Raw genomic sequence first — 20,852 nt, 5'->3', positions numbered from 1 at the left:
AGGAGCGAGTAAGGATATGGAGCAGATCAATTGGGCAAATGAAGCTTGGGCAAATGTACATGAGAAGGTTACGAGAACGAGCAATCGGATTGGTGCAAGATTTCCGCATGCAAGCGTCGATGGAACGTATGTGCTGGAGGCGCCTCAGTGGTGGACAGCCGGTTTCTGGCCGGGCTTGTTATGGCTGCTGTACCGTGATTCAGAGTCGAAGGATGATCGATATAAAGATATTGCCGAAGCATGCGAGCAGCAATTGGATGAAGTATTGTTCGGATATGATCGCTTGGATCACGACATCGGCTTCATGTGGTCGCTAACGAGTGTAGCCCGCTATAAGCTGCTTGGTGAAGAGCAATCCCGTAGACGAGCGTTGTTAGCGGCTAGTGTACTCAGCGGAAGATTTAATGTAAAAGGAAACTATATTAGAGCTTGGAACCCATGGGGTGAGGGGGATCGCAATGAGGGCTGGGCGATTATCGACTGCATGATGAACCTGCCTTTGCTCTACTGGGCGAGCGAGACAACGGGCGACCCAAGATTTAAGCATTTGGCGATGGAGCATGCAGATACGGTGCTGGAGCATTTTATACGGACGGACGGTTCGGTTAATCATATTGTAGTCTTTGACCCGCATACGGGTGAATTTGTAAGTGTGAACGGCGGACAAGGCTTTGCACCAAACTCAGCGTGGTCGCGCGGAGCATCGTGGGCAATTTACGGGATGGCGCTCAGCTATCGTTATACGGGCGAGGCTCGGTATTTGGAGGCGGCGAAGCGGGTTGCCCATTTCTTCCTTGCGAACTTGCCTGAGGATTCGGTGCCGCATTGGGATTTCCGTCTGCCTTCAGGTGTAGAACGTTATCTCGACACGTCAGCTGGCGCTTGTGCTGCCTGCGGTCTGCTCGAAATCGCAAGCTCAGTTCCTGGGGAAGAATCGGAGCTATATCAAGCGGCTGGCGAGCGAATATTGCGTTCACTGTACGAGAATTACGGCGCTTGGGATGATGAGGCGGAGGAAGGCTTGATTTTGCATGGGACAAGCCACTACCCAGAGCGGAGAAACATTGACGTGCCGCTTATTTATGGCGACTATTTCTTCGTAGAAGGTTTAGCACGATTAAGAGGGGATTCCTCGACGTTCTGGTAGAGGAGAGGTAACGAACATGCAAATCGAAAGTGGATCACAGATAAACGAAATGCTACCTGTGCGCAAATACTGGCTGGAGCAGATGCTCGCTATTGGCGAACCTGTGCTTAGCGCCCTTGCGGAGCGCCGTCTTAAAGAGAAGATGCCTATAGAAATCGCAATAACTGCTGGAGATACTGATGATGAGAAAGCTGCCGCTGAACTTAAAGCTGACCGAGCGAAATTCACGCATTTGGAAGCGTTAGGACGCCTTTTATCCGGTATGGCTCCATGGCTTGAGAATAAGCACATTAATGGACACGAAGAGGAGCTGCGAGTTCGTTATGCCGCGCTTGCTCGTGAAGCAGTGGATGCGGGCACTGATCCAGCATCGCCAGACTATATGAACTTCAGCGATGGTTACCAGCCGATTGTCGACGCTGCTTTTTTGGCGCTTGCGGTATTGCGTGCGCCAATAGAGCTTGGTGAAAAGCTGGAGCAGCGTGTGAAAGCAAATGTAATTACGGCGCTGAAGCAAACGAGGTCGAGAAAGCCAGTCTTCTCGAATTGGCTGCTGTTTGCAGCAACGATTGAAGCGGCGCTGCTTAAGCTTGGTGAGCTTGACTGGGACCCGATGCGGATCGATTACGCGTTGAAGCAGCATGAACAGTGGTATTTGGGTGACGGCGCATATAGTGATGGTCCGGATTTCCACTGGGATTACTATAACAGTTTCGTTATTCAGCCGATGCTGGTCGATGTAATTGCCGCAGCAGGTCATGAGCACGAGGAATGGCGAGCCATGCAGGGTGCTGTTGCGAGCCGTTCACGGCGTTATGCAGAAGTGCTTGAGCGGCTAATTGGAACGGATGGAACATACCCGCCAATTGGACGCTCGCTTGCCTATCGTTTCGGAGCCTTTCAAAGCCTAGCTCAGCATGCTTTAAATGATGATTTGCCAACGTCCGTCACAGCATCTCAGGTACGCTGTGCGCTTACCGCAGCGATTCGTAGAACGCTTGAAGTGCCAGGCAATTTTACAGCGGATGGATGGCTTACAATCGGCTTCTGCGGACATCAGCGAGATGTTGGCGAGCGGTACATTTCTACGGGAAGCCTCTATTTATGCGCTGCGGTGTTCTTGCCGCTTGGCCTAGCAAGCGAGCATCCATTTTGGAGTGGAGCAGACGAGGCTTGGACTTCTAAAAAGGCGTGGTCAGGACAAGCTTTTGGCATCGATGCGGCTTTGAAGTAAATCTTTACTGATCCTGAGGTTGTTTTAAAAAGAGCAAACGGTCGTATTTCTGCGGGGAAGCAATTTGAGCATTATCGTATTCTCAAGATATAGTTGGCGCATAATAATAGCTTGAGCGAATCACAATGGACGGGCCAATCCGCACAAAAAAGATTTAGTTCCTTCTGCCTAGTGTAAATAAACGGAAAAATGAAACCAAGCACTTGAAATTAATAACGAAAATGAGTATGATAAAAATAGTTGTTAGCACTTGAAGGTTTCGAGTGCTAACGAGAATATAAGCAGCGACAAATTTTGAAGGAGGCTATTTTCAATGATCAGACCTTTGGGTGAACGCGTATTGATCGAAGCAATCGCGAAAGAAGAAACAACCGCTAGCGGTATCGTATTGCCGGATTCGGCGAAAGAAAAGCCGCAAGAAGGCAAAGTGATTGCAGTTGGAAGCGGCACGCTGAAAGATGGTGTTCGCATTGCTCTTGAAGTTAAAGAAGGCGACCGCGTTCTTTTCTCCAAATATGCAGGCACTGAAATCAAATACGAAGGCAAAGAGTATTTGATTATGAAAGAAAGCGAAATTCACGCGATTTTTGAATAACAACCCGCTTAGGGTCACATAGAAGGCAACACATAAACTAAGCAGTTCTACTTAAACTATTTTGGGAGGTTTCTGTTAATGGCTAAGGAAATTAAATTTAGCGAAGACGCTCGTCGCGCAATGCTGCGCGGTGTTGATGCACTTGCAAATGCAGTTAAAGTAACACTAGGTCCAAAAGGCCGCAACGTGGTACTTGAGAAAAAATTCGGAAGCCCGCTTATCACAAATGATGGTGTTTCCATTGCAAAAGAAATCGAGCTTGAAGATGCTTTTGAAAACATGGGCGCTCAACTTGTTAAAGAAGTAGCTACAAAAACAAATGACGTTGCTGGTGACGGTACAACTACGGCTACTGTTCTTGCACAAGCGATGATTCGCGAAGGCTTGAAAAACGTTACAGCTGGCGCTAACCCTATGGTTATCCGCAAAGGTATCGAGAAAGCTGTTAAAGCTGCTGTTGAAGAGCTTAAAGCAATCTCGAAACCAATCGAAGGCAAACAATCGATCGCACAAGTTGCTTCGATTTCATCTGCTGACGATGAAGTAGGCCAACTTATTGCTGAAGCTATGGAAAAAGTCGGCAACGACGGCGTTATCACTGTAGAAGAGTCGAAAGGCTTTGTTACAGAACTAGAAGTTGTTGAAGGTATGCAATTTGACCGTGGTTATGTATCTCCATACATGATTACTGACACTGATAAAATGGAAGCTGTCCTAGACAACCCTTACATTCTTATCACTGACAAAAAAATTACGAGCATTCAAGAGATCCTTCCGGTTCTTGAGAAAGTCGTACAATCCGGCAAGCAATTGCTAATCATCGCTGAAGACGTAGAAGGCGAAGCTCAAGCTACTCTAGTAGTGAACAAACTTCGTGGAACATTCACTTGCGTAGCTGTTAAAGCTCCAGGCTTCGGTGACCGTCGTAAAGCTATGCTTCAAGATATCGCTGCTCTAACAGGCGGCCAAGTGATTACAGAAGAGCTAGGCCTTGAGCTTAAGTCAACTGGCGTTGAATCACTAGGTTCTGCTCGTCAGATCCGCATCACTAAAGAAACTACAATCATCGTTGACGGCAGCGGCAACTCCGCTGACATCGTTGCTCGCGTGAACCAAATCCGCGCTCAACTGGAAGAAACAACTTCCGACTTTGACCGTGAGAAGCTTCAAGAGCGTCTTGCAAAATTGTCTGGCGGCGTTGCAGTTATCAAAGTTGGCGCAGCTACAGAAACAGAATTGAAAGAGCGCAAACTACGCATCGAAGATGCCCTCAACTCCACTCGTGCAGCGGTTGAAGAAGGTATCGTATCGGGCGGCGGTACTGCCCTCATTAACGTATACAACGCTGTTGCTGCTGTTAAAGCAGAAGGCGACGAGCAAACAGGCGTTAACATCGTTCTTCGTTCCCTTGAAGAGCCGCTTCGCACAATCGCTGCGAACGCTGGTCAAGAAGGTTCGGTTATCGTTGAGCGTCTGAAAAACGAAAAAATCGGCGTAGGCTACAACGCAGCTACTGGAACATGGGTTAACATGTTCGAAGCGGGTATCGTTGACCCTGCTAAAGTAACTCGTTCAGCATTGCAAAACGCAGCTTCCGTTGCAGCTATGTTCTTGACAACTGAAGCGGTTGTTGCTGACAAACCAGAACCTAAGGGTGCTGGCGCTGGCATGCCAGATATGGGCGGCATGGGCGGTATGGGCGGCATGATGTAATAAGGGCGATAAACCCTTATACATCAAGGGTTTTCGTCAGTGAAAATCCTGTTTATCAATATCTTTATAACTTTGAGACCTTCCAGATTATTCTGGGAGGTCTTTTTGCGTTTGGCGAAACTCAACGTGAATAAGGATATTGGAGGAGAGGGAGGTAATCGCTGCCAACGGGGGCAACTGCCAATGTGAATGTTAAAGCCAATTTACAAAATGACAATAATGTAACATAGGAACCCTTAATTGTTAGGGGAATCGATGGTTGTTTGCCTATCTGTCTTTTAAGATATAAGAAATAAAGGCAGAGGAGGTGGTGTGAAATGAATTTTTTAGAAGAAAATATTAATTTATTTAGAATGGTAAATGACCTAGGGAAACAATATCCATACTTAAATCCTGCTATGGTTTTCATTGCTGAGTTTATGGTGTATTTCTTGGTTTTAGGTGTTATCTTCATTTGGTTTACTCGAAATAAACAGAGTAGAATGATGATTGTGTGTGCAACCATTACTTTTGTATTTGCTGAAATTATTGGGAAAATAGCAGGCAAATTTCATTCGAATAATCAACCATTTGCTGAGTTGGCAAATGTTAATAAATTAATTGAAAAAGCAGTTGATAATTCTTTTCCAAGCGATCATACCATATTGTTCTTTTCATTTTGTGTATCCTTTTGGTTATTTAGAAAAGGCTGGTGGTTTTTATGGGTTATACTAGCTTCCCTTGTTGGTATTTCTCGTATTTGGGTCGGTGTCCACTATCCAGCAGATATCCTAGTAGGAGCTATTATAAGCATCATTTCAAGCTCAATTGTTTACCTTGTTGTTCCTAAGTTAAGCTTGACTCAGAAATTGCTAGGGGGTTATGCGAAATGCGAAGAATTGCTTCTATCACCACTAACTAAATCGAAAAGGAATAGATCAAAGGATTATTAAGAGGAATAAAGCACATAGAAAAAAGATAATAGATCCAGTCGGTTATCAGGCTGAGAAGCCTATAGGAAAAAATAAAGCCAAAGATAGAACTGTCGTTCTATCTTTGAATCTTTATTGAACAGAATTATTCTAAAATGTCTCTGCGTTTCAGTACATTCTCGACTTTATGCAAATGAGCTTGAATGAGCTGGCTGGCCAGCTCGCTGTTTTGAGCTAATATTGCATTATATATGGATTGATGCTCTTTTAAGAGAAGTGTGGAAGAGGACTTGTCTTCGAAAAACCACAGCTGGCGAGTTTTTCCCATTGTTTCGGTCAGCTTAGAAGTAAGTGAACTCATTAATGTATTAAGCAGCTTATTGTGTGAGGCAGCTGCTATAGCTAGATGAAATTCGATATCCGCATGTTCACTCATTTGTGTATTATTCATTTCCAACGCTTGCTCCATTTGTTCAATAATCTGCTTTAAGTTCTCGAGATCCCTATCATTTCGACGCTCGGCAGCGAATGCAGCACTGCCGCTTTCAAGCCAAATACGAACTTCCAGTATCTCTTTTACACTTTCCGATTCCTCGAATGGATCTCGCGAGTTGCTCTGCAAGGTAGGCAATACTTTATTGACAAAGGTACCTCCGCCATGCTTTACATCTATCCAGCCTGTTGCCTTTAATGCGCTCAATGCTTCACGAATGGTGGAGCGACCTACTCCAAAGGAGGTACTCAAGTCAACTACGGACGGTAGTTTTTGACCAGGATGTAAGAGACCTTCCTCAATTTGTGAGAGAATGGCTCTTCGCACAAGCTCATGTCCTTTTTCAGTTTCTACCTTTATCGGCTGCATAGAGCTTTAAACCTCCCGAAAATAAAACTATAGACTATACTGTACAACTTTATTACACTATAATCAACACAAAGTCATCAGATGACCTGCTCAATTTAGTTATGGAGGAATCGTTCATGTTGAATGAAGCTGTAGTTAAACAATTACGAGAGATTGTAGGGGAAAAATTTTTTCGGACAGATCAGGAGGCGTTAATCGCACATTCCTATGATGGAACGCCGATGTTGCAGGCTTTGCCAGATGCAGTTATTTATCCAGAATCAACAGAGCAAGTTTCAGAAATTATGAAAATAGCTAACAGCAATCTTATTCCGATTGTAACAAGAGGCTCGGGTTCGAATCTTTGCGGTGGTACAGTACCATTGCAAGGCGGAATTGTGATGGTTATGCATCGCATGAATAAAATTATTGAAGTGGATATGGAAAACTTAACGGCTATTGTCCAGCCTGGTCTAATTACTGGACAATTCATTTCACATGTTGAAGGGCTAGGACTATTCTATCCACCAGATCCAAGCAGTATGAAAATTTCTACAATAGGCGGCAATATCGCTGAATGCTCAGGCGGTCTAAGAGGCTTAAAGTACGGAACCACAAAAGATTATGTACTTGGCTTAACTGCTGTGCTGGCAAATGGCTCAATCATCCGTACTGGCGGGAAATTGACTAAAGATGTCGCTGGGTACGATTTGACGAAACTATTAGTAGGCTCTGAAGGAACTCTTGCCGTTATTACAGAGGCGATTCTTAAGCTTGTGCCACAGCCAAAAACAAAGAAAACGATGGTTGCGATGTATAAGGATATTTATGGTGCAGCACATACGGTATCTAAAATTATTAAAAACCAAATTATTCCAGCTACCTTGGAAATACTGGATAATCCAACCATTCGGGTTGTTGATGATTTCGCGAAAATCGGTTTGCCACTAGATATGGCCGCGATCCTCATTATTGAGCAGGATGGTGAACAAGAAGTGGTTGAACGTGATATTGAAAAAATACAGCTTATTTGCAAGGAAGAGCAGGCGGATCGAATTGAGGTAGCAGCGGATCGTGAAGAAGCAGAAAAGCTTCTGACAGCTAGACGCAGCGCATTTACCGCACTTGCTCGCCTGCGCCCGACGACGATACTTGAGGATGCTACTGTACCTCGTTCTAAAATTGCGGAAATGATATTGCGTACAAATGCAATCGCCCAAAAATATAATGTGAATATAGCGACCTTTGGGCATGCAGGTGATGGAAACCTGCATCCAACCGCAACCACTGACGCACGTGACCACGAAGAAGTGCATCGTGTTGAGGAGGCATTTGCCGAAATTTTTGAAGCTGCAATCGAACTCGGTGGCACGATTACTGGTGAGCATGGGGTCGGAGTTGTGAAAGCCCCTTATTTGGAATGGAAGGTTGGGGAAGCGGGAATTGAAGTAATGAAAGGAATCAAAGGCGCTTTCGATCCATTGAATATTTTGAATCCTAGTAAGATGTTTGCTAAGGAAGCGAAGAAACGGGTGGTGGTGCAGCATGGCTAGTACTACAGGGAAACCGGTTATCGAGCATGCTAATCCTCTTGCTCGTACTTTATTAGAGAAGCTTGACTACGATCAATTAACAAATTGTATGCGATGCGGCTTCTGCTTGCCTGCTTGTCCGACATTCCATGAAACAGGTATGGAGCCTGCCTCTCCACGTGGACGCATTGCGATGATGAAGGCAGCTGTAGATGGACTAATGGTTCCAGACCAGCAGTTCCAAGATCAAATGAACTTATGCTTAGGCTGTCGTGCTTGTGAACCAGCTTGTCCGGCAGATGTAAAGTATGGTCAATTAATTGAACAGACGAAAGAAGCGATCGAGGAGCACGCAACGCATTCATTGCCGGTTAAAGTTATTCGCAAGACGGTTTTCAAACATTTATTTCCGAAACGTAGCAGCTTGAAGCTGCTTGGAGGCTCGCTTGCGGTCTATCAAAAATCTGGCTTGCAAAAAGTAGTGCAATCAACCGGTGTAATGAAGCTGTTGCCTAAGCAATTATCTGAGATGGAATCTATCTTGCCATCCGCCAGTTCAAAGGGTGTAGTTGAGCGTCTGGGCACTTTTTATCCTGCGAAGGGTGAACGAATCGCCAAAGTTGCGATGTTCCGCGGTTGTATCATGGATGTTATGTTCGCAGATACGAATGTGAATACAGTTGAGCTGCTGTCTGCTGCGGGCTTTGACATATATATTCCTGAAAGTCAGGTCTGCTGTGGTGCGCTGCATGCTCATAGTGGAGAAATGAATGACGCTCGCGAACTGGCAGCTGTAAATATCGATATATTCAAACAGCTCGATGTCGACTTCATTGTATCCAATGCAGGCGGTTGTGGTGCGCTGCTCGTTGAATATGACCATCTTATGCAGGAAAATAAAAAGTACAGCGAGTCAGCAAAATGGTTTGCTTCAAGAGTGATTGATGTCAGTACATTAATTGTAGAAAAGGGACGTATTCCAAAATTTATACAAAAAGAAAGTTCTCAAGATGCCCGAAAAATCAAAGTGACGTATCAGGATTCCTGTCATCTGCGCAATGTGATGAAAGGCTCGAGCGCCCCGCGTAAATTAATGAGGGAAGTAGTTAACGCTGAATATGTTGAAATGGGCGAGTCTGATCGCTGCTGCGGCTCTGCTGGCATATACAATGTCGTACAGCCTGAGATGGCAGGTGCCATCCTTGAGCACAAAATGGAACATGCGAACAAAACACAAGCAAGCTATATGCTAACGAGTAATCCAGGCTGTCTGCTTCAAATGAAGCTTGGAATAGAAAAGCATAAGCCTGATCAGACGATGAAGGCGATGCACATCGTTGATTTTTTGCATGAACGGATGATTGTATCAGAGTAACAAATATTAATTTTAAGTTTGCCAAAATGTATTTTGCTATTGTATTAGGTTGTCTAAATTGTTTATGATATTATTTAAGGTGTTAATTAAATCTTGAGTAGGTAGATTATGAGTTTAAATGACAACATATTAATTAAGATTCGTGAAATGAGAGAAAGCTTTACTCCAGTTGAACGATTGGTTGGAGATTACATTTTAGAAAATAAAGAAGAAATCCCTCATTTATCGATTAAGGAATTAGCTCAATCTAGTAAAACAAGCGATGCATCTGTCCTTCGTTTCTGCAAGACGATGGGGTACAGTGGATACCGCAATTTTATTGTGAGTATCTCCGCTTCTTTGGGCTCTCGTGATGAGGATCCAAAGGCTCAATATACAGATATTCAGCCGGGCGATGATCTCTCGACAATTATTTCAAATATTTCTTTGAATAATTGCAAGTCCATTGAGGATACGCTTAGTGTCATCGACCGAAAAGAAATTGCAAGAGCTGTAGAATTATTATGCCATAGCAAGCGAATTGTTTTCTTTGGAATAGGTGCCTCAGGAATCGTTTGTATGGACGGGGAACAGAAGTTCTCACGAATTAATAAGATGTGCCATGCCTATACGGATGGTCATAGTCAGCTCACAGCAGCAACGTTACTTGAGAAAGATGATGTTGCCATTTTCATTTCCAACTCTGGCGCAACTAGTGATATTATTGATGCACTGATCATTGCTCAAAAGAACAAAGCGAAATGTATTGCGATTACGAAGTACAATAAAAGTGAGCTTGCCGTGCGAGCGGATATTGTTCTTAGTATATCTACACCTGAAATTACAATTCGCAGTGGTGCTATGGGCTCGCGTATTGCTATGCTTACGATTATCGACATCTTATTTGCTGGTGTCGCAAGTGCAGAATATGAGGAAGTAAAAACCTACTTGACAAAAACACATAATATAGTGAAGAAAAAACTGAGATATTAGGTTCTTCTTTAATGAATGGGGAAGAAAGCATTGATCATTGATCAATGCTTTCTTTGTGTATTTCATGCATTTATTTTTATACCTAACATAATACTCACTCAATAGATGTTAGATTAGCTACATGACGAATGCGTTTAATCTAACCATATAATGATTAGTTTAATTCGACAATTGAAGCTTCGCGCACGATTTTAATATGGAAAATGAATGAAAATTGTAAACGAAACGTCTACTGGTTGATTAGAGACTATGTCATTTTATGCTTCATTTGAATTGGAAACAAGCGCATATGACAGCGATTTCTTATTTTGCGAATGCTGTAATAATAGCAATGTAAGCGTTTAACAAAAATTAAAAAAGTACCTTGTAAGCGGTTTGTAAATGTGATATAACAGTGTGTATAGATATTGAAATAAAAAAACGAAATATTATTTATTTATGAAATAATATTTCAAAATCTATTGACGAATTGAGGGCAGTGTATTAATATGAAAAAATAATTAATGTTAATTAACCTCACTTATCTAGTAATTTATATGTGAAATATTGTTAACAAGACGGAGGATGACTATGAATGACTACCTTGCGGGATTAACAACAGAGGCTGTGAATCCAGACACATTAATGATTGATGAATGTACGACGGAGCAAATGGTCCAGTTAATGAATCAACAAGATGCTCTGGTCTCGGCAGCTATAGCTGAGGAAATTCCGCAGATTGCAAAGGCGGTTGATGTTCTACATCATAGGTTGTCTAATGGTGGAAGAATGTTTTATATAGGAGCTGGCACTTCAGGAAGACTAGGTGTTTTGGATGCTTCAGAATGTCCTCCTACCTTTGGTACAGATCCTTCCTTAGTACAGGGCTATATCGCTGGTGGTGATATTGCTTTGCGTAGTGCGGTTGAAGGCTGTGAAGACGATGTTGATGAAGGGATCGCATTAATCGAAAGCATCGGTGTAACAAACAAAGATGTGCTAATTGGGATTTCGGCAAGCGGCAGTGCAAACTATGTTATTGCAGCTTTAACGAAAGCAAAGGAGCTTGGAGCAGCCACTATCGGTGTTTGTAACAACAAAGGCTCAAAGTTTGAACCCATTGTAGATGTTTGTATTTCACCTGTTGTAGGGCCGGAGGTCATTAGCGGCTCGACTCGATTAAAGGCGGGAACTGCTCAAAAGCTGGTGCTTAATATGCTGACAACATGCACAATGGTCAAGCTAGGGAAAACGTATAACAACTTAATGGTCGATCTAAAGGCAAGTAACTTTAAGCTGGTAGATCGCTCAGTCCGTATTATTATGAATACGACTGGTGTAGACACATCAACCGCCGCAGAAACACTTGAAAAAGCATCTATGAATTGTAAGCTAGCAATAATGATGATTAAAACGGGGTTGGATGCAAAGGAAGCAGAACAAGCACTTAACGCAAATGGAGGACGGTTGAAACAAGCAATCTCATCATTGGCTTAGGTGGAGAAGAAATGGAGTAGCTGGATTGATGCTTTTAAAAATTGAGGAGGCTGTTATCGATGAAAAAAAGATCAAGTGTATTAACTCTATTTTTGTCAGTAATCATGATGTTATCACTATTATCCGCTTGTGCAGGAAACGGTAAAAACGCTCCAGACGCTACAAATTCCGAAAATAAAGGCAGCAGCAACAGTGGTTCTGAGCTGAAAAAAGATACGATTACTGCATTGTTACCTCCAGTATCGGCTAACTACCAAGCGCGTTTTACTGCTATGGAAAAAGAGTTTAATGAATTGTATCCACACCTAACTTTGAAAATCGAACCAGCGAGCTGGGAAGATATGACACAAAAACTTGATACTCAAGTAAATGCGGGTTCTCCTCCAGATATCGCTTGGGTTGGTTCTACAGGAATATCTAAATATGCAGCGCTAAACGTTCTAATTGACCTTAATGCTGCACTTTCAGATGAAGTTAAAGCAGATTATGATGAAGTTGCAATGAAATACTTCCAATTGGGCGATTCTCAATATGGTTTGCCAGCTTACTTGGCCATTCATTCTATCGGTGGCAACAAACAGTTCTTAGAGAAAGCGGGTATCGATTGGAAAAACGTTCAACAAAACGGTTGGACATATGACCAATTCCGCGATGCAATTAGTAAAGGCGTTGTTAAAAACGCTAAAGGTGAAACAACTCAGTATGGTTTTGTTTTCGCAACATCTGGTGTTACATCTAAGGACTATCTTAGTATTATGGCTAAATCTGCCGGTTTGCCAGACTACTTTGATCAAAACCTTAAGTTCTCTTACACAAGCAAAAACTTCTTAGGTCTGCTTGAAGCTATCCGTCAAATGATCGATGATGGCTCAATGCCTAAAGAACTAAGTTCTATCGATGCAGGCAAGCGCTGGAACATGTTCTTAACTGGTCAAACCATGATCACTGGTAAAGGCCTAGCTAGCTTTGAAAACTCTGCTCGTCTAAACAATGAAAAAATTAAAGCGAATGATGGTTCTGCAGTAGCGGATTCAATCGAAGCTGAATACATTGCGCTTCCTACACCTACATTTAACGGCGCTGATTACATTCCTACAGCTGTTGTTGATGGTTACATTGCGCTTCGCGGCAAAAAGGAACCTTCTGAAGAGCATGTTAAAAATATTGGTTTAGCCATTAATTTCCTATCTTCGGGAACCATTGCAGCTAACTACAGTAATGAGCTGTTCTTATCACCAATTACAAAATCTGCACGCAATGCTGCAGTGCTTGAACAATATCCTCGCAATGAAGAGAACGTTAAAGCAGACCAAATCATGATGTCCAAAGCGGTTCCGGCGCGTACAGATATCCCAACTGATCTAGCCGCAGAAGCACTTAAAATTGAAACGGAAGTCATCGTTCCTAAACTGCAAGCATTACTTGCAAATGAGATCAGTCCACAAAAAATGTATGATGCAGTTAAAGCAGCAGCAATTAAAGCCTTCGGTGAAGATGGTATTGTAGTTGACTAGTCTGTCATAACCTAGCATGTGAAAGCTGTACGTAGTTACAACGTACAGCTTTCCTTCTAAATTAGACTAGAGCTTTTACTTTTTAAAGAAGAGAGGTGCGACCCAATGAATCAAACGTTGACTAAAAGAAAAAAATTGAAACTCGAAAGTGACTTAGGTTGGGGATACGCGTTTATCGCAGTAGCACTTATTGCGTTTTCTTTATTTACCGCATATCCAGTAATCAATGCTTTTATGATCAGCTTACAAGAATATCGTCCATTAGGGTCCACATATGTCGGCCTGGAAAACTTCGTTAACTCATTTTCAGATGAACTTTTCTGGAAAGCATTGAAAAACACATTAGTATATACGTTATTAACGGTTCCATTTAATATTTTTCTATCCTTCTTAATTGCAATTTTGATTATACCTTTCAAGAAAAGAACACAAACAATCTTTAAAGCAGTATATTACTTGCCAGCTGTAGCATCAGGTGTAGCGCTTGCTGTTGTATGGCTGTGGATCTTCGATCCGTTAAAATCAGGTATTGCCAATCAGGTTGTGTCGTTTTTTGGGATTACTAATCAAAACTGGCTTGGTTCCAGTGCAACTGCCATGTTTTCACTTGTATTAATGTCATGGCTATCAAGTCATGGTACAGCGATTATTATCTATTTAGCTGCATTGCTCGGTATTGATAACAGCTATTATGAAGCAGCTGATATTGATGGCGCGACTTTCTTGCAAAAGCTTTGGTTTATCGTCGTTCCTTTCCTTAAGCCAACCACGCTATTCCTACTTGTTACAGGTGTCATTGGTTCCTTCCAAGTATTCCAAAACGCTTATCTTATGACAGGCGGTGGACCAGACCATGCAACAACAATGGTAGGTTTGTTGATTTTTAACAATGCGTTCACATATTTTGAGTTTGGTGAGGCAGCAGCACAATCATTACTTCTAGCAGCGATTATCGCAATTATTTCATACCTTCAATTTAAGTTTTTGGGCAAAGAAATAGAATACTAGGAAAGAGGCAGGATACTATGGGTTTGTTCAACAATAACATAAGAAGCAAAGGGTATCTGTTCGTCCGTAATGGTCTAATTATTACGTTCCTTATCCTATTTGCCGCAGCTACCATTTTCCCGATTTACTTTATGATCATTTCCTCGTTCGGTGATCCGGTAGAAGCTGGTGCAATGAGCTATTCGATCATCCCGTCGAAGATTTCATTTGAATCCTATAAATTCTTCTTTAACTTCAGCCCGCATTCATGGGATTGGCTAATGAACTCTTTTATTGTGGCAGCTTGTATCACGGTATCTAACGTATTTTTTGCTACACTTGCAGGGTATTCTTTTGCAAAAATGAGATTTAAAGGAAGAAACATTTTGTTCGCTATTTTGCTAGGATCGATGATGATTCCTGGCCAAGTCACACAGGTTCCACTATATATATTGATTGTAAATATTTTTGAATTACAAAATACGTATACAGCTTTGATTATGCCAAGTATCGTAACGGTGTATAACATTTTCTTGGTTAAGCAGTTCATGTCTTCCATTCCAGTTGAAATTATTGAAGCTGCTAAAATCGAAGGTTGTTCTCAACCTAAAATCTTCTGGCATATCATTATGCCTCTATCAAAAACAGTTATGGCAGTACTGGCTATCCTAACGTTCATGGCAGCATGGAATGACTTCTTCTGGCCATTCCTAGTAACGAATACGATGGATATGCAAACGATTCAGGTCGGCTTGAAAAACTTCCGCTTTGCGAATACAACTTACTTTGCACCAATGATGGCAGGTGCAACAATTTCAGCAGTTCCAATGTTTATTTTGTTCTTCAGTTTACAAAAATACTTCCTTGAAGGAGTAACAGTTGGAGCGGTGAAGGGCTAATGGACAAACAATCAAAAGTTGAAGCAACATACTTAGTTGGTTTGATGTCTGGTACATCAGTAGATGGTATTGATGCAGCGGTAATTAAGCTTTCTCCAATGCCGGATAAAGAGCAAGGAGTAGAGATTGAGCTGCTGGCTTTTGAGAACACTGCTTTTCCGAAGCAAGTTAGAAACGCAATATTTGAGCTTTTTGATCGGGCTAACGCTACGATTGATAAAGTTGGCGCAATGAATATGTGGCTTGGTGAATTATACGCCCAAGCCACATTGTCCGTTATAGGGAAATGCGGGCTAGAGCCATCACAAATATTTGCCGTTGGATCACATGGTCAAACGATCTATCATGCTCCGGAAGAAAATGTTATGGACGGCTATAACCTGCATTGTACAGTTCAAATTGGCGATGGTGCTGTAATTGCGAATCGCACAGCAATTCCTTGCGTATCAGACTTTCGAGTCGCTGACATGGCAATGGGCGGACAAGGAGCGCCGTTAGTACCATTTACTGAATATTTATTGTTTAACAATCCAGAGAAAACACTTCTTCTGCAAAACATTGGAGGAATAGGTAATGTGACTGTTCTTCCTGCAAATGCCTCGCCGGAACAGGTATTTGCATTTGATACTGGCCCTGGAAATATGATTATCGATGGGCTTGTATCTCAATTATTTGCGCCAATGACGATGGATGTTGGCGGTGGAATTGCTGCGAGCGGTCAAGTGATTGATGAGCTTTTGAAATGGATGCAGCAAGATGAATATTATAGGATGCCTTTACCGAAATCGACAGGCAGAGAACGATTTGGTCAACCATACGTTGCACAAATTATTGAATCGATGGAGGTTAATAACTGGAAAGCTGAAGATGTTATTGCAACAGCTACACACTTAACAGCATGGAGCATCGTCGATAGCTATGAACGGTATATTGCGCCACAGCATCAAGCCCAGCAATTGTTAATTGGTGGCGGTGGCAGCTATAACCTGACGTTAGTGCGTGATTTGCAGCAATTATTTGCACCCTATAAGGTGCAGGTGCTGACGCAGGAGGATATCGGTGGCAATAGTGATGCTAAGGAAGCCATTGCATTTGCTGTGCTAGCGTATTATACGATGAAGCGCTTACCAAACAATATTCCACTAGTAACTGGAGCTTCTCAGCCAGTAGTCATGGGCAAAATTTCTTGGCCTTATCTTGGACGTTCACAGGAGGCTTGAATGATGCAAATTAGACCATTTTCAATTGAAGACCTTTCTGAAGTTGTAGAGCTTTGGAATCGAGAGGCTACAAAATATGATTACAAATCATTTACAGAGCGGGAGTTTCAAGATAATTTCATTGATCATCCTTATTTCGATGCGGAGTGTATATGGGTAGGCTGTAATGAAAAAGGTATTGTTGGTTTTGCAGCCGGTTGCAGCGGTGACGACCTCCCGCTTGGAGATGTAGCCGGCTATATTACGAGTGTTATTATTGATGCCGAAGTCGCTTTTCTAGAGCATTATGATGCTTTTCTATTAGGTATAGAAAAAAGATTCCAAGCACTTGGGAAAAGACAGGCGGAAGTATTGTTTTTCAACCCTATTAAGCTGAAATGGAATATTCCAAGTGCGCCGCAGCATGAGCACAACAATGCCCCAGGCATTAGTAAGGACCAGCCATTATACGACGCTTTAATCGCTAGAGGGTACGTGGATCGGGCGACGCAATGCGGCATGTACTTAAGACTCGGAAACTTTAGTGTTCCTGAAGATATGACAAGCAAAGAAGATAAAGCAAATAGTAAAGGCTATTATGTTACTCTTTATGCCCCTGCTTTGCATAATGGTCTTGAAGCAACGCTTGCTGCCTTGCAAAATCCGCAGTGGGAAAAAGATGTTGTATCGTATGTGAAGGATGGATCACCTCTTGTAGCAGCTGTGCATGGCAACGAAGTTGTTGGCTTTGCAGGTCCTATTATTTCACAACCGAATGGTCGAGCATTTTTTTGCGGTATCGGTGTTCACCCCGAGCATGAGGGTCATGGTCTCGGCAGTATATTGTTTTTCCGAATGGTCGAGGCTTTTCAACATGCGGGATGTCAATATATTTCTTTATTCACTGGCAGTAATAATCCCGCTCTTCGAATCTATCAAAAAGCAGGATTTAGTATTGAAAAACAATTTTCTATCTTGCGGAGGGAACTATAAAGATGAGCGAAAAATTAACAGTATTAGCTATTGGAGCACATGTTGGCGATGTGGAACTAGCATCCGGTGGTGTATTAGCTAGTCATAGCTTAAAGGGAGACCGCATTGTGACACTAGCATTAACTGCAGGTGAAAGAGGTGTGCCAGCAGGAGGGGATATGAAGGAGTACCGTCAGCAAAAAGTGAAAGAGGCGGAAGTATTTGCTGATATGCTCGGCGGTGAAGCCATTGTACTTGATTATTGTGACGGAGAGCTGCCTGACAATCAACAAGTTCGTATGGAGGTTTGTGATGTTATCCGCCTTGTGAAGCCAAACATTATTATAACACATTGGAAAAATAGTATGCATAAGGATCATGCGCTAACGCATCATATCGTTAATGATGCTCGTTTCTTCGCAAGCCTGTCATCCTTTGAACGTGATCTTCCTGCTCACTTTGCAGCAAGACTATATTATTCCGAAAACTGGGAAGATGCTGTTGATTATGTCCCTTACCTATACGTGGATTTCGATCAGGCGGCATATGATCTATGGATTGATGCTTTAAGCAAACATTGGTTTGTGACGAATAGCAAATCTTTCAAATATATGGATTACTATAAAGCATTAGCAGTTGTTCGCGGCTGTGAAGCAAGAAAAACATATGCAGAAGCCTTTATGGTGCCTGCTGAAACGATGAAGGTTAGACAATCTAGTCTTTGGTAACAGTTCAGTAAGGAGGCAACTTTATATGGTGTTAAATGGGATCGATTCGATTACGAAGTATCGTCAATGGTTTGAAGGCAAGCGTGTAGGATTAATTACAGCGCCGACAGGGCTTACAAAAAATTTTGAATCAACGATTGCCATTTTGCATAAAAACTTTAATCTTACTGCGATGTTTTCACCTGAGCATGGTGTTCGCGGAGATTTAGATGCAGGGGCATTAGTAGAGACGTATATGGATCCTTTGACGAATGTTCCGGTCTATAGTTTATACCGTAAAGACTCCAAGCGTTTAACAAAGGAAATGCTGGATGAAGTAGATATCGTTGTGTACGATATTCAAGATGTTGGTGTACGGTATTACACATTTATATATACGATGCTTTATGCAATTGAAGATTGTGCTAAGGCAGGCATAGAATTTGTTGTTCTTGATCGTGTTAATCCGCTTAATGGGGTAAACGTGGAAGGGAATATTTTAAAGCCTAGCTTCAAATCATTTGTTGGAAATTACGAGCTCGCTGTTCGATACGGCCTCACAGCAGGTGAAGTGGCAATGATGGCAAATGATCAAATGAATTGGAAAGCTTCGCTTCATGTCGTTCGTTTGGAAGGCTGGGAACGGAGCATGTCCTTACCGGATACAAAATTAACTTGGGTTCATCCTTCACTTGGGATACCGCGATATGAAACAGCGTTATTATATACAGGTACATGCTTATTTGAAGGTACAAACTGCTCCGAAGGACGCGGTACAACGTTCCCATTTGAAATGATTGGCGCTCCCTTCATTCAAGCGCAGCAATTGGCAGATGAGATGAACGCCAAACGAATGCCAGGTGTGCATTTCCGTCCTGTTCATTTCAAGCCGACGTCATCTAAGCATGTTGGCGAACGATGTGGCGGGGTACAAATATATATTACAGACATCCAAGTGATGAAGCCGTTAGAAGTTGGCGTAACCTTATTATTCGCGATAAGAGATTTGTATGAGCAATTTTCATTCCTGCCTCCTGTGAAGGAGGGCTCACGCCCATTTATCGATTTGCTGGGCGGGGACAGCATGTATCGTACGGAAAATATTCGAGCAAAGCAGCTGCTTGAACAGTTTGCAGAGGAAAGCAAGCAATTTGCAGAAATGAAACAGCAATATCATTTATATCGTTAGTGGATGGTGAGCAATTGATGAAAACAATAAAACAAATGAACTTGCGTGAAAAGATCGGGCAAATGTTCGTCACAGGCTTCCCGTCAACTGAGATATCTCCTGAGCTGAAGGAAGTAATCGAGCAGTATAAAGTCGGCAATATTATATTATTTTCACATAATATCGAAGATAAATATCAATTAGGCGGGCTTGTAGCTGAGTTGCAGCAATGGTTCACGACACATACAGGCTTCCCAGGTTTTATTACGATTGACCAAGAAGGCGGTCGTGTTACTCGAATGCCCAAGGACGCGACAAATGTTGCTGGGGCAATGGCAATTGCTTCATCAGGCCGACCTGAAAATGCGTATGCAGCAGGTAGAATGACTGCCAGAGAATTAAAAGCATTAGGTATTAATTTCAATCTTGCGCCAGTGATGGACATTAACAATAATGCCTTGAACCCCGTTATCAACGTTCGTTCTTATGGGGATTCTGCCCAGAAGGTATCACAATATGGGATTGAAATGATGAAGGGATTGCAGGGTGGAGGCGTAATGTCCTCGCTTAAGCATTTTCCAGGTCATGGTGATACAAATGTCGATTCGCATATTGGCTTGCCTACGATTGAAAAAACGGTAGAGGAATTAGAGCATCTTGAACTGCTGCCGTTTAAGGCTGCAATTGAGCAAGGTGCTCAAGCTATTATGAGCGCACATATTTTATTTCCGCAAATCGATAAGTCCGGGCTGCCGGGAACGATGTCTTATACGATTATTACAGAGCTATTAAAAGAAAAATTAGGATTTAAAGGTTTAGTTGTATCGGATTGTTTGGAAATGGATGCGATTAAACGCTATTATGGTACTGCAAAAGGAGCGTTAGGGGCCGTTAAAGCAGGTATTGATTTGATATTTATTAGTCATACGCCTAAAACGGTTAAAGAAGCGATTCATTTAATAGAAGAAGCTGTTGCAAACGGTGATTTGGATGAAGCGGTTATTGATGCAGCTGTTACAAAAATTTTAGCTTATAAAGCCCAATATGCAGTTATTGAGGAGCTAGATTACGAAATAGTTGGCTGCGATGTACATCGCCGTGCGAATGATCTGATGCGAACGGAAACGATCTGCCGCATTAACGGTGAGATTGATCCTATTCAAACAGGTGATGAGCAAGTATTATTTATGGGCTCCTACTCCTATCGCACCGATCTTGCATCCAGCAGTGTCAATCAAGATCTTAGCTTCCCGCAATATATGGGTGAGCATTTTCATGCAGCGTATGAGATTATCAGCATTGATCCGAGCGAGGAGCAGATTAAAGCTGCGCTGCAAAAGGCTGAAGGCTACAAGCATGTTGTAATCGGCTTGTTCAATGCGCGTGAAAACAAAGGTCAACTTGCGCTTGTACAGAAGCTGTTGGCAGCAGACTATAAAGTAACGGCCATTACATTAGGACGACCATATGATTTAACATTAATCGATGGTGAGTTCTGCGGAATTGCAGCATTTGAGTATTCATTAGATGCATTCAAATCACTTATTCCAATCTTAAATGGTGAGCTTACACCAACTGCCAACATTACGATTCAGCTTTAGGAGGATATG

At 42.4% G+C, this 20,852-nt stretch carries 18 protein-coding genes; 17 read left to right on the top strand and 1 reads right to left on the bottom strand.

The genetic code is table 11. The annotated features are described in order from the left end of the window. The first annotated feature begins 16 nt into the window (after positions 1–16). The 5 genes from AC1DOV_RS28915 (at position 17) to AC1DOV_RS28895 (ending at position 5,621) form a co-directional block, all read left to right on the top strand. Entirely contained in the window at positions 17–1,147 is a 1,131-nt protein-coding gene (locus AC1DOV_RS28915; RefSeq protein WP_477551682.1) for a glycoside hydrolase family 88 protein, read from the top strand. A gap of 16 nt (positions 1,148–1,163) precedes the next feature. Next, positions 1,164–2,381 carry a DUF2264 domain-containing protein gene (locus tag AC1DOV_RS28910; protein WP_477551681.1) on the top strand — a complete coding sequence of 406 codons (1,218 nt, stop codon included), beginning with the start codon at positions 1,164–1,166 and terminating at the stop codon, positions 2,379–2,381. Positions 2,382–2,694: 313 nt separating this feature from the next. After that, positions 2,695–2,976, top strand: coding sequence for a co-chaperone GroES (groES, locus tag AC1DOV_RS28905; RefSeq protein WP_054026679.1), 282 nt, complete (start codon positions 2,695–2,697; stop codon positions 2,974–2,976). Positions 2,977–3,054: 78 nt separating this feature from the next. Continuing rightward, positions 3,055–4,689 carry a chaperonin GroEL gene (gene groL / locus AC1DOV_RS28900; RefSeq protein WP_076269676.1) on the top strand — a complete coding sequence of 545 codons (1,635 nt, stop codon included), beginning with the start codon at positions 3,055–3,057 and terminating at the stop codon, positions 4,687–4,689. A 317-nt stretch (positions 4,690–5,006) separates the two neighbouring features. After that, positions 5,007–5,621: an undecaprenyl-diphosphatase gene (locus tag AC1DOV_RS28895; RefSeq protein WP_477510294.1), complete on the top strand. Its 615-nt coding sequence runs from the start codon at positions 5,007–5,009 to the stop codon at positions 5,619–5,621. Positions 5,622–5,745: 124 nt separating this feature from the next. Here AC1DOV_RS28895 and AC1DOV_RS28890 read toward each other — a convergent pair whose 3' ends face one another. Further along, positions 5,746–6,462 carry a FadR/GntR family transcriptional regulator gene (locus AC1DOV_RS28890; protein ID WP_477510293.1) on the bottom strand — a complete coding sequence of 239 codons (717 nt, stop codon included), beginning with the start codon at positions 6,460–6,462 and terminating at the stop codon, positions 5,746–5,748. 116 nt (positions 6,463–6,578) lie between these two features. Here AC1DOV_RS28890 and AC1DOV_RS28885 point away from each other — a divergent pair, with 116 nt between their 5' ends. From AC1DOV_RS28885 to AC1DOV_RS28830, 12 genes are all read left to right on the top strand, one after another. Next, the gene (locus AC1DOV_RS28885; RefSeq protein ID WP_477510292.1) at positions 6,579–7,994 is read left to right on the top strand and encodes an FAD-binding oxidoreductase; all 1,416 of its coding nucleotides are present in this window, start codon (positions 6,579–6,581) and stop codon (positions 7,992–7,994) included. Continuing rightward, on the top strand, positions 7,987–9,348 hold the full coding sequence (locus tag AC1DOV_RS28880; RefSeq protein ID WP_477551680.1) for a (Fe-S)-binding protein: 1,362 nt from the start codon (positions 7,987–7,989) through the stop codon (positions 9,346–9,348). Before AC1DOV_RS28885 ends, AC1DOV_RS28880 begins: the two co-directional genes overlap by 8 nt. A 108-nt stretch (positions 9,349–9,456) precedes the next feature. Beyond that, complete coding sequence (locus AC1DOV_RS28875) at positions 9,457–10,320, top strand: MurR/RpiR family transcriptional regulator (RefSeq protein WP_441877315.1); 864 nt, start codon at positions 9,457–9,459, stop codon at positions 10,318–10,320. A gap of 570 nt (positions 10,321–10,890) precedes the next feature. Then, positions 10,891–11,796, top strand: a complete 906-nt coding sequence (gene murQ / locus AC1DOV_RS28870) for an N-acetylmuramic acid 6-phosphate etherase (RefSeq protein WP_477551679.1) — start codon at positions 10,891–10,893, stop codon at positions 11,794–11,796. Between the two features lie 59 nt (positions 11,797–11,855). Then, entirely contained in the window at positions 11,856–13,310 is a 1,455-nt protein-coding gene (locus AC1DOV_RS28865; protein WP_477551678.1) for an ABC transporter substrate-binding protein, read from the top strand. A gap of 105 nt (positions 13,311–13,415) precedes the next feature. Next, the gene (locus AC1DOV_RS28860) at positions 13,416–14,318 is read left to right on the top strand and encodes a carbohydrate ABC transporter permease (protein ID WP_441877306.1); all 903 of its coding nucleotides are present in this window, start codon (positions 13,416–13,418) and stop codon (positions 14,316–14,318) included. A gap of 17 nt (positions 14,319–14,335) precedes the next feature. Next, positions 14,336–15,196, top strand: coding sequence for a carbohydrate ABC transporter permease (locus tag AC1DOV_RS28855; protein ID WP_441910654.1), 861 nt, complete (start codon positions 14,336–14,338; stop codon positions 15,194–15,196). Further along, on the top strand, positions 15,196–16,416 hold the full coding sequence (locus AC1DOV_RS28850; RefSeq protein ID WP_477551677.1) for an anhydro-N-acetylmuramic acid kinase: 1,221 nt from the start codon (positions 15,196–15,198) through the stop codon (positions 16,414–16,416). The genes AC1DOV_RS28855 and AC1DOV_RS28850 overlap by 1 nt, the downstream gene beginning before the upstream one ends. Continuing rightward, on the top strand, positions 16,417–17,388 hold the full coding sequence (locus tag AC1DOV_RS28845) for a GNAT family N-acetyltransferase (protein ID WP_477551676.1): 972 nt from the start codon (positions 16,417–16,419) through the stop codon (positions 17,386–17,388). 2 nt (positions 17,389–17,390) lie between these two features. Further along, positions 17,391–18,095: a PIG-L deacetylase family protein gene (locus AC1DOV_RS28840; RefSeq protein ID WP_477551675.1), complete on the top strand. Its 705-nt coding sequence runs from the start codon at positions 17,391–17,393 to the stop codon at positions 18,093–18,095. Between the two features lie 25 nt (positions 18,096–18,120). Continuing rightward, a complete protein-coding gene (locus tag AC1DOV_RS28835; protein WP_441877291.1) occupies positions 18,121–19,263 on the top strand; it encodes an exo-beta-N-acetylmuramidase NamZ family protein in 1,143 nt (380 codons plus the stop codon). Positions 19,264–19,280: 17 nt separating this feature from the next. Next, positions 19,281–20,843, top strand: coding sequence for a glycoside hydrolase family 3 protein (locus AC1DOV_RS28830; protein ID WP_477551674.1), 1,563 nt, complete (start codon positions 19,281–19,283; stop codon positions 20,841–20,843). The last annotated feature ends 9 nt before the right edge of the window (positions 20,844–20,852 follow it).

This window comes from Paenibacillus sp. 01T47 (assembly GCF_056398245.1).
The sequence above is the reverse complement of the archived record's forward strand: the minus strand, read 5'-3'. Positions and strand labels throughout refer to the sequence as shown.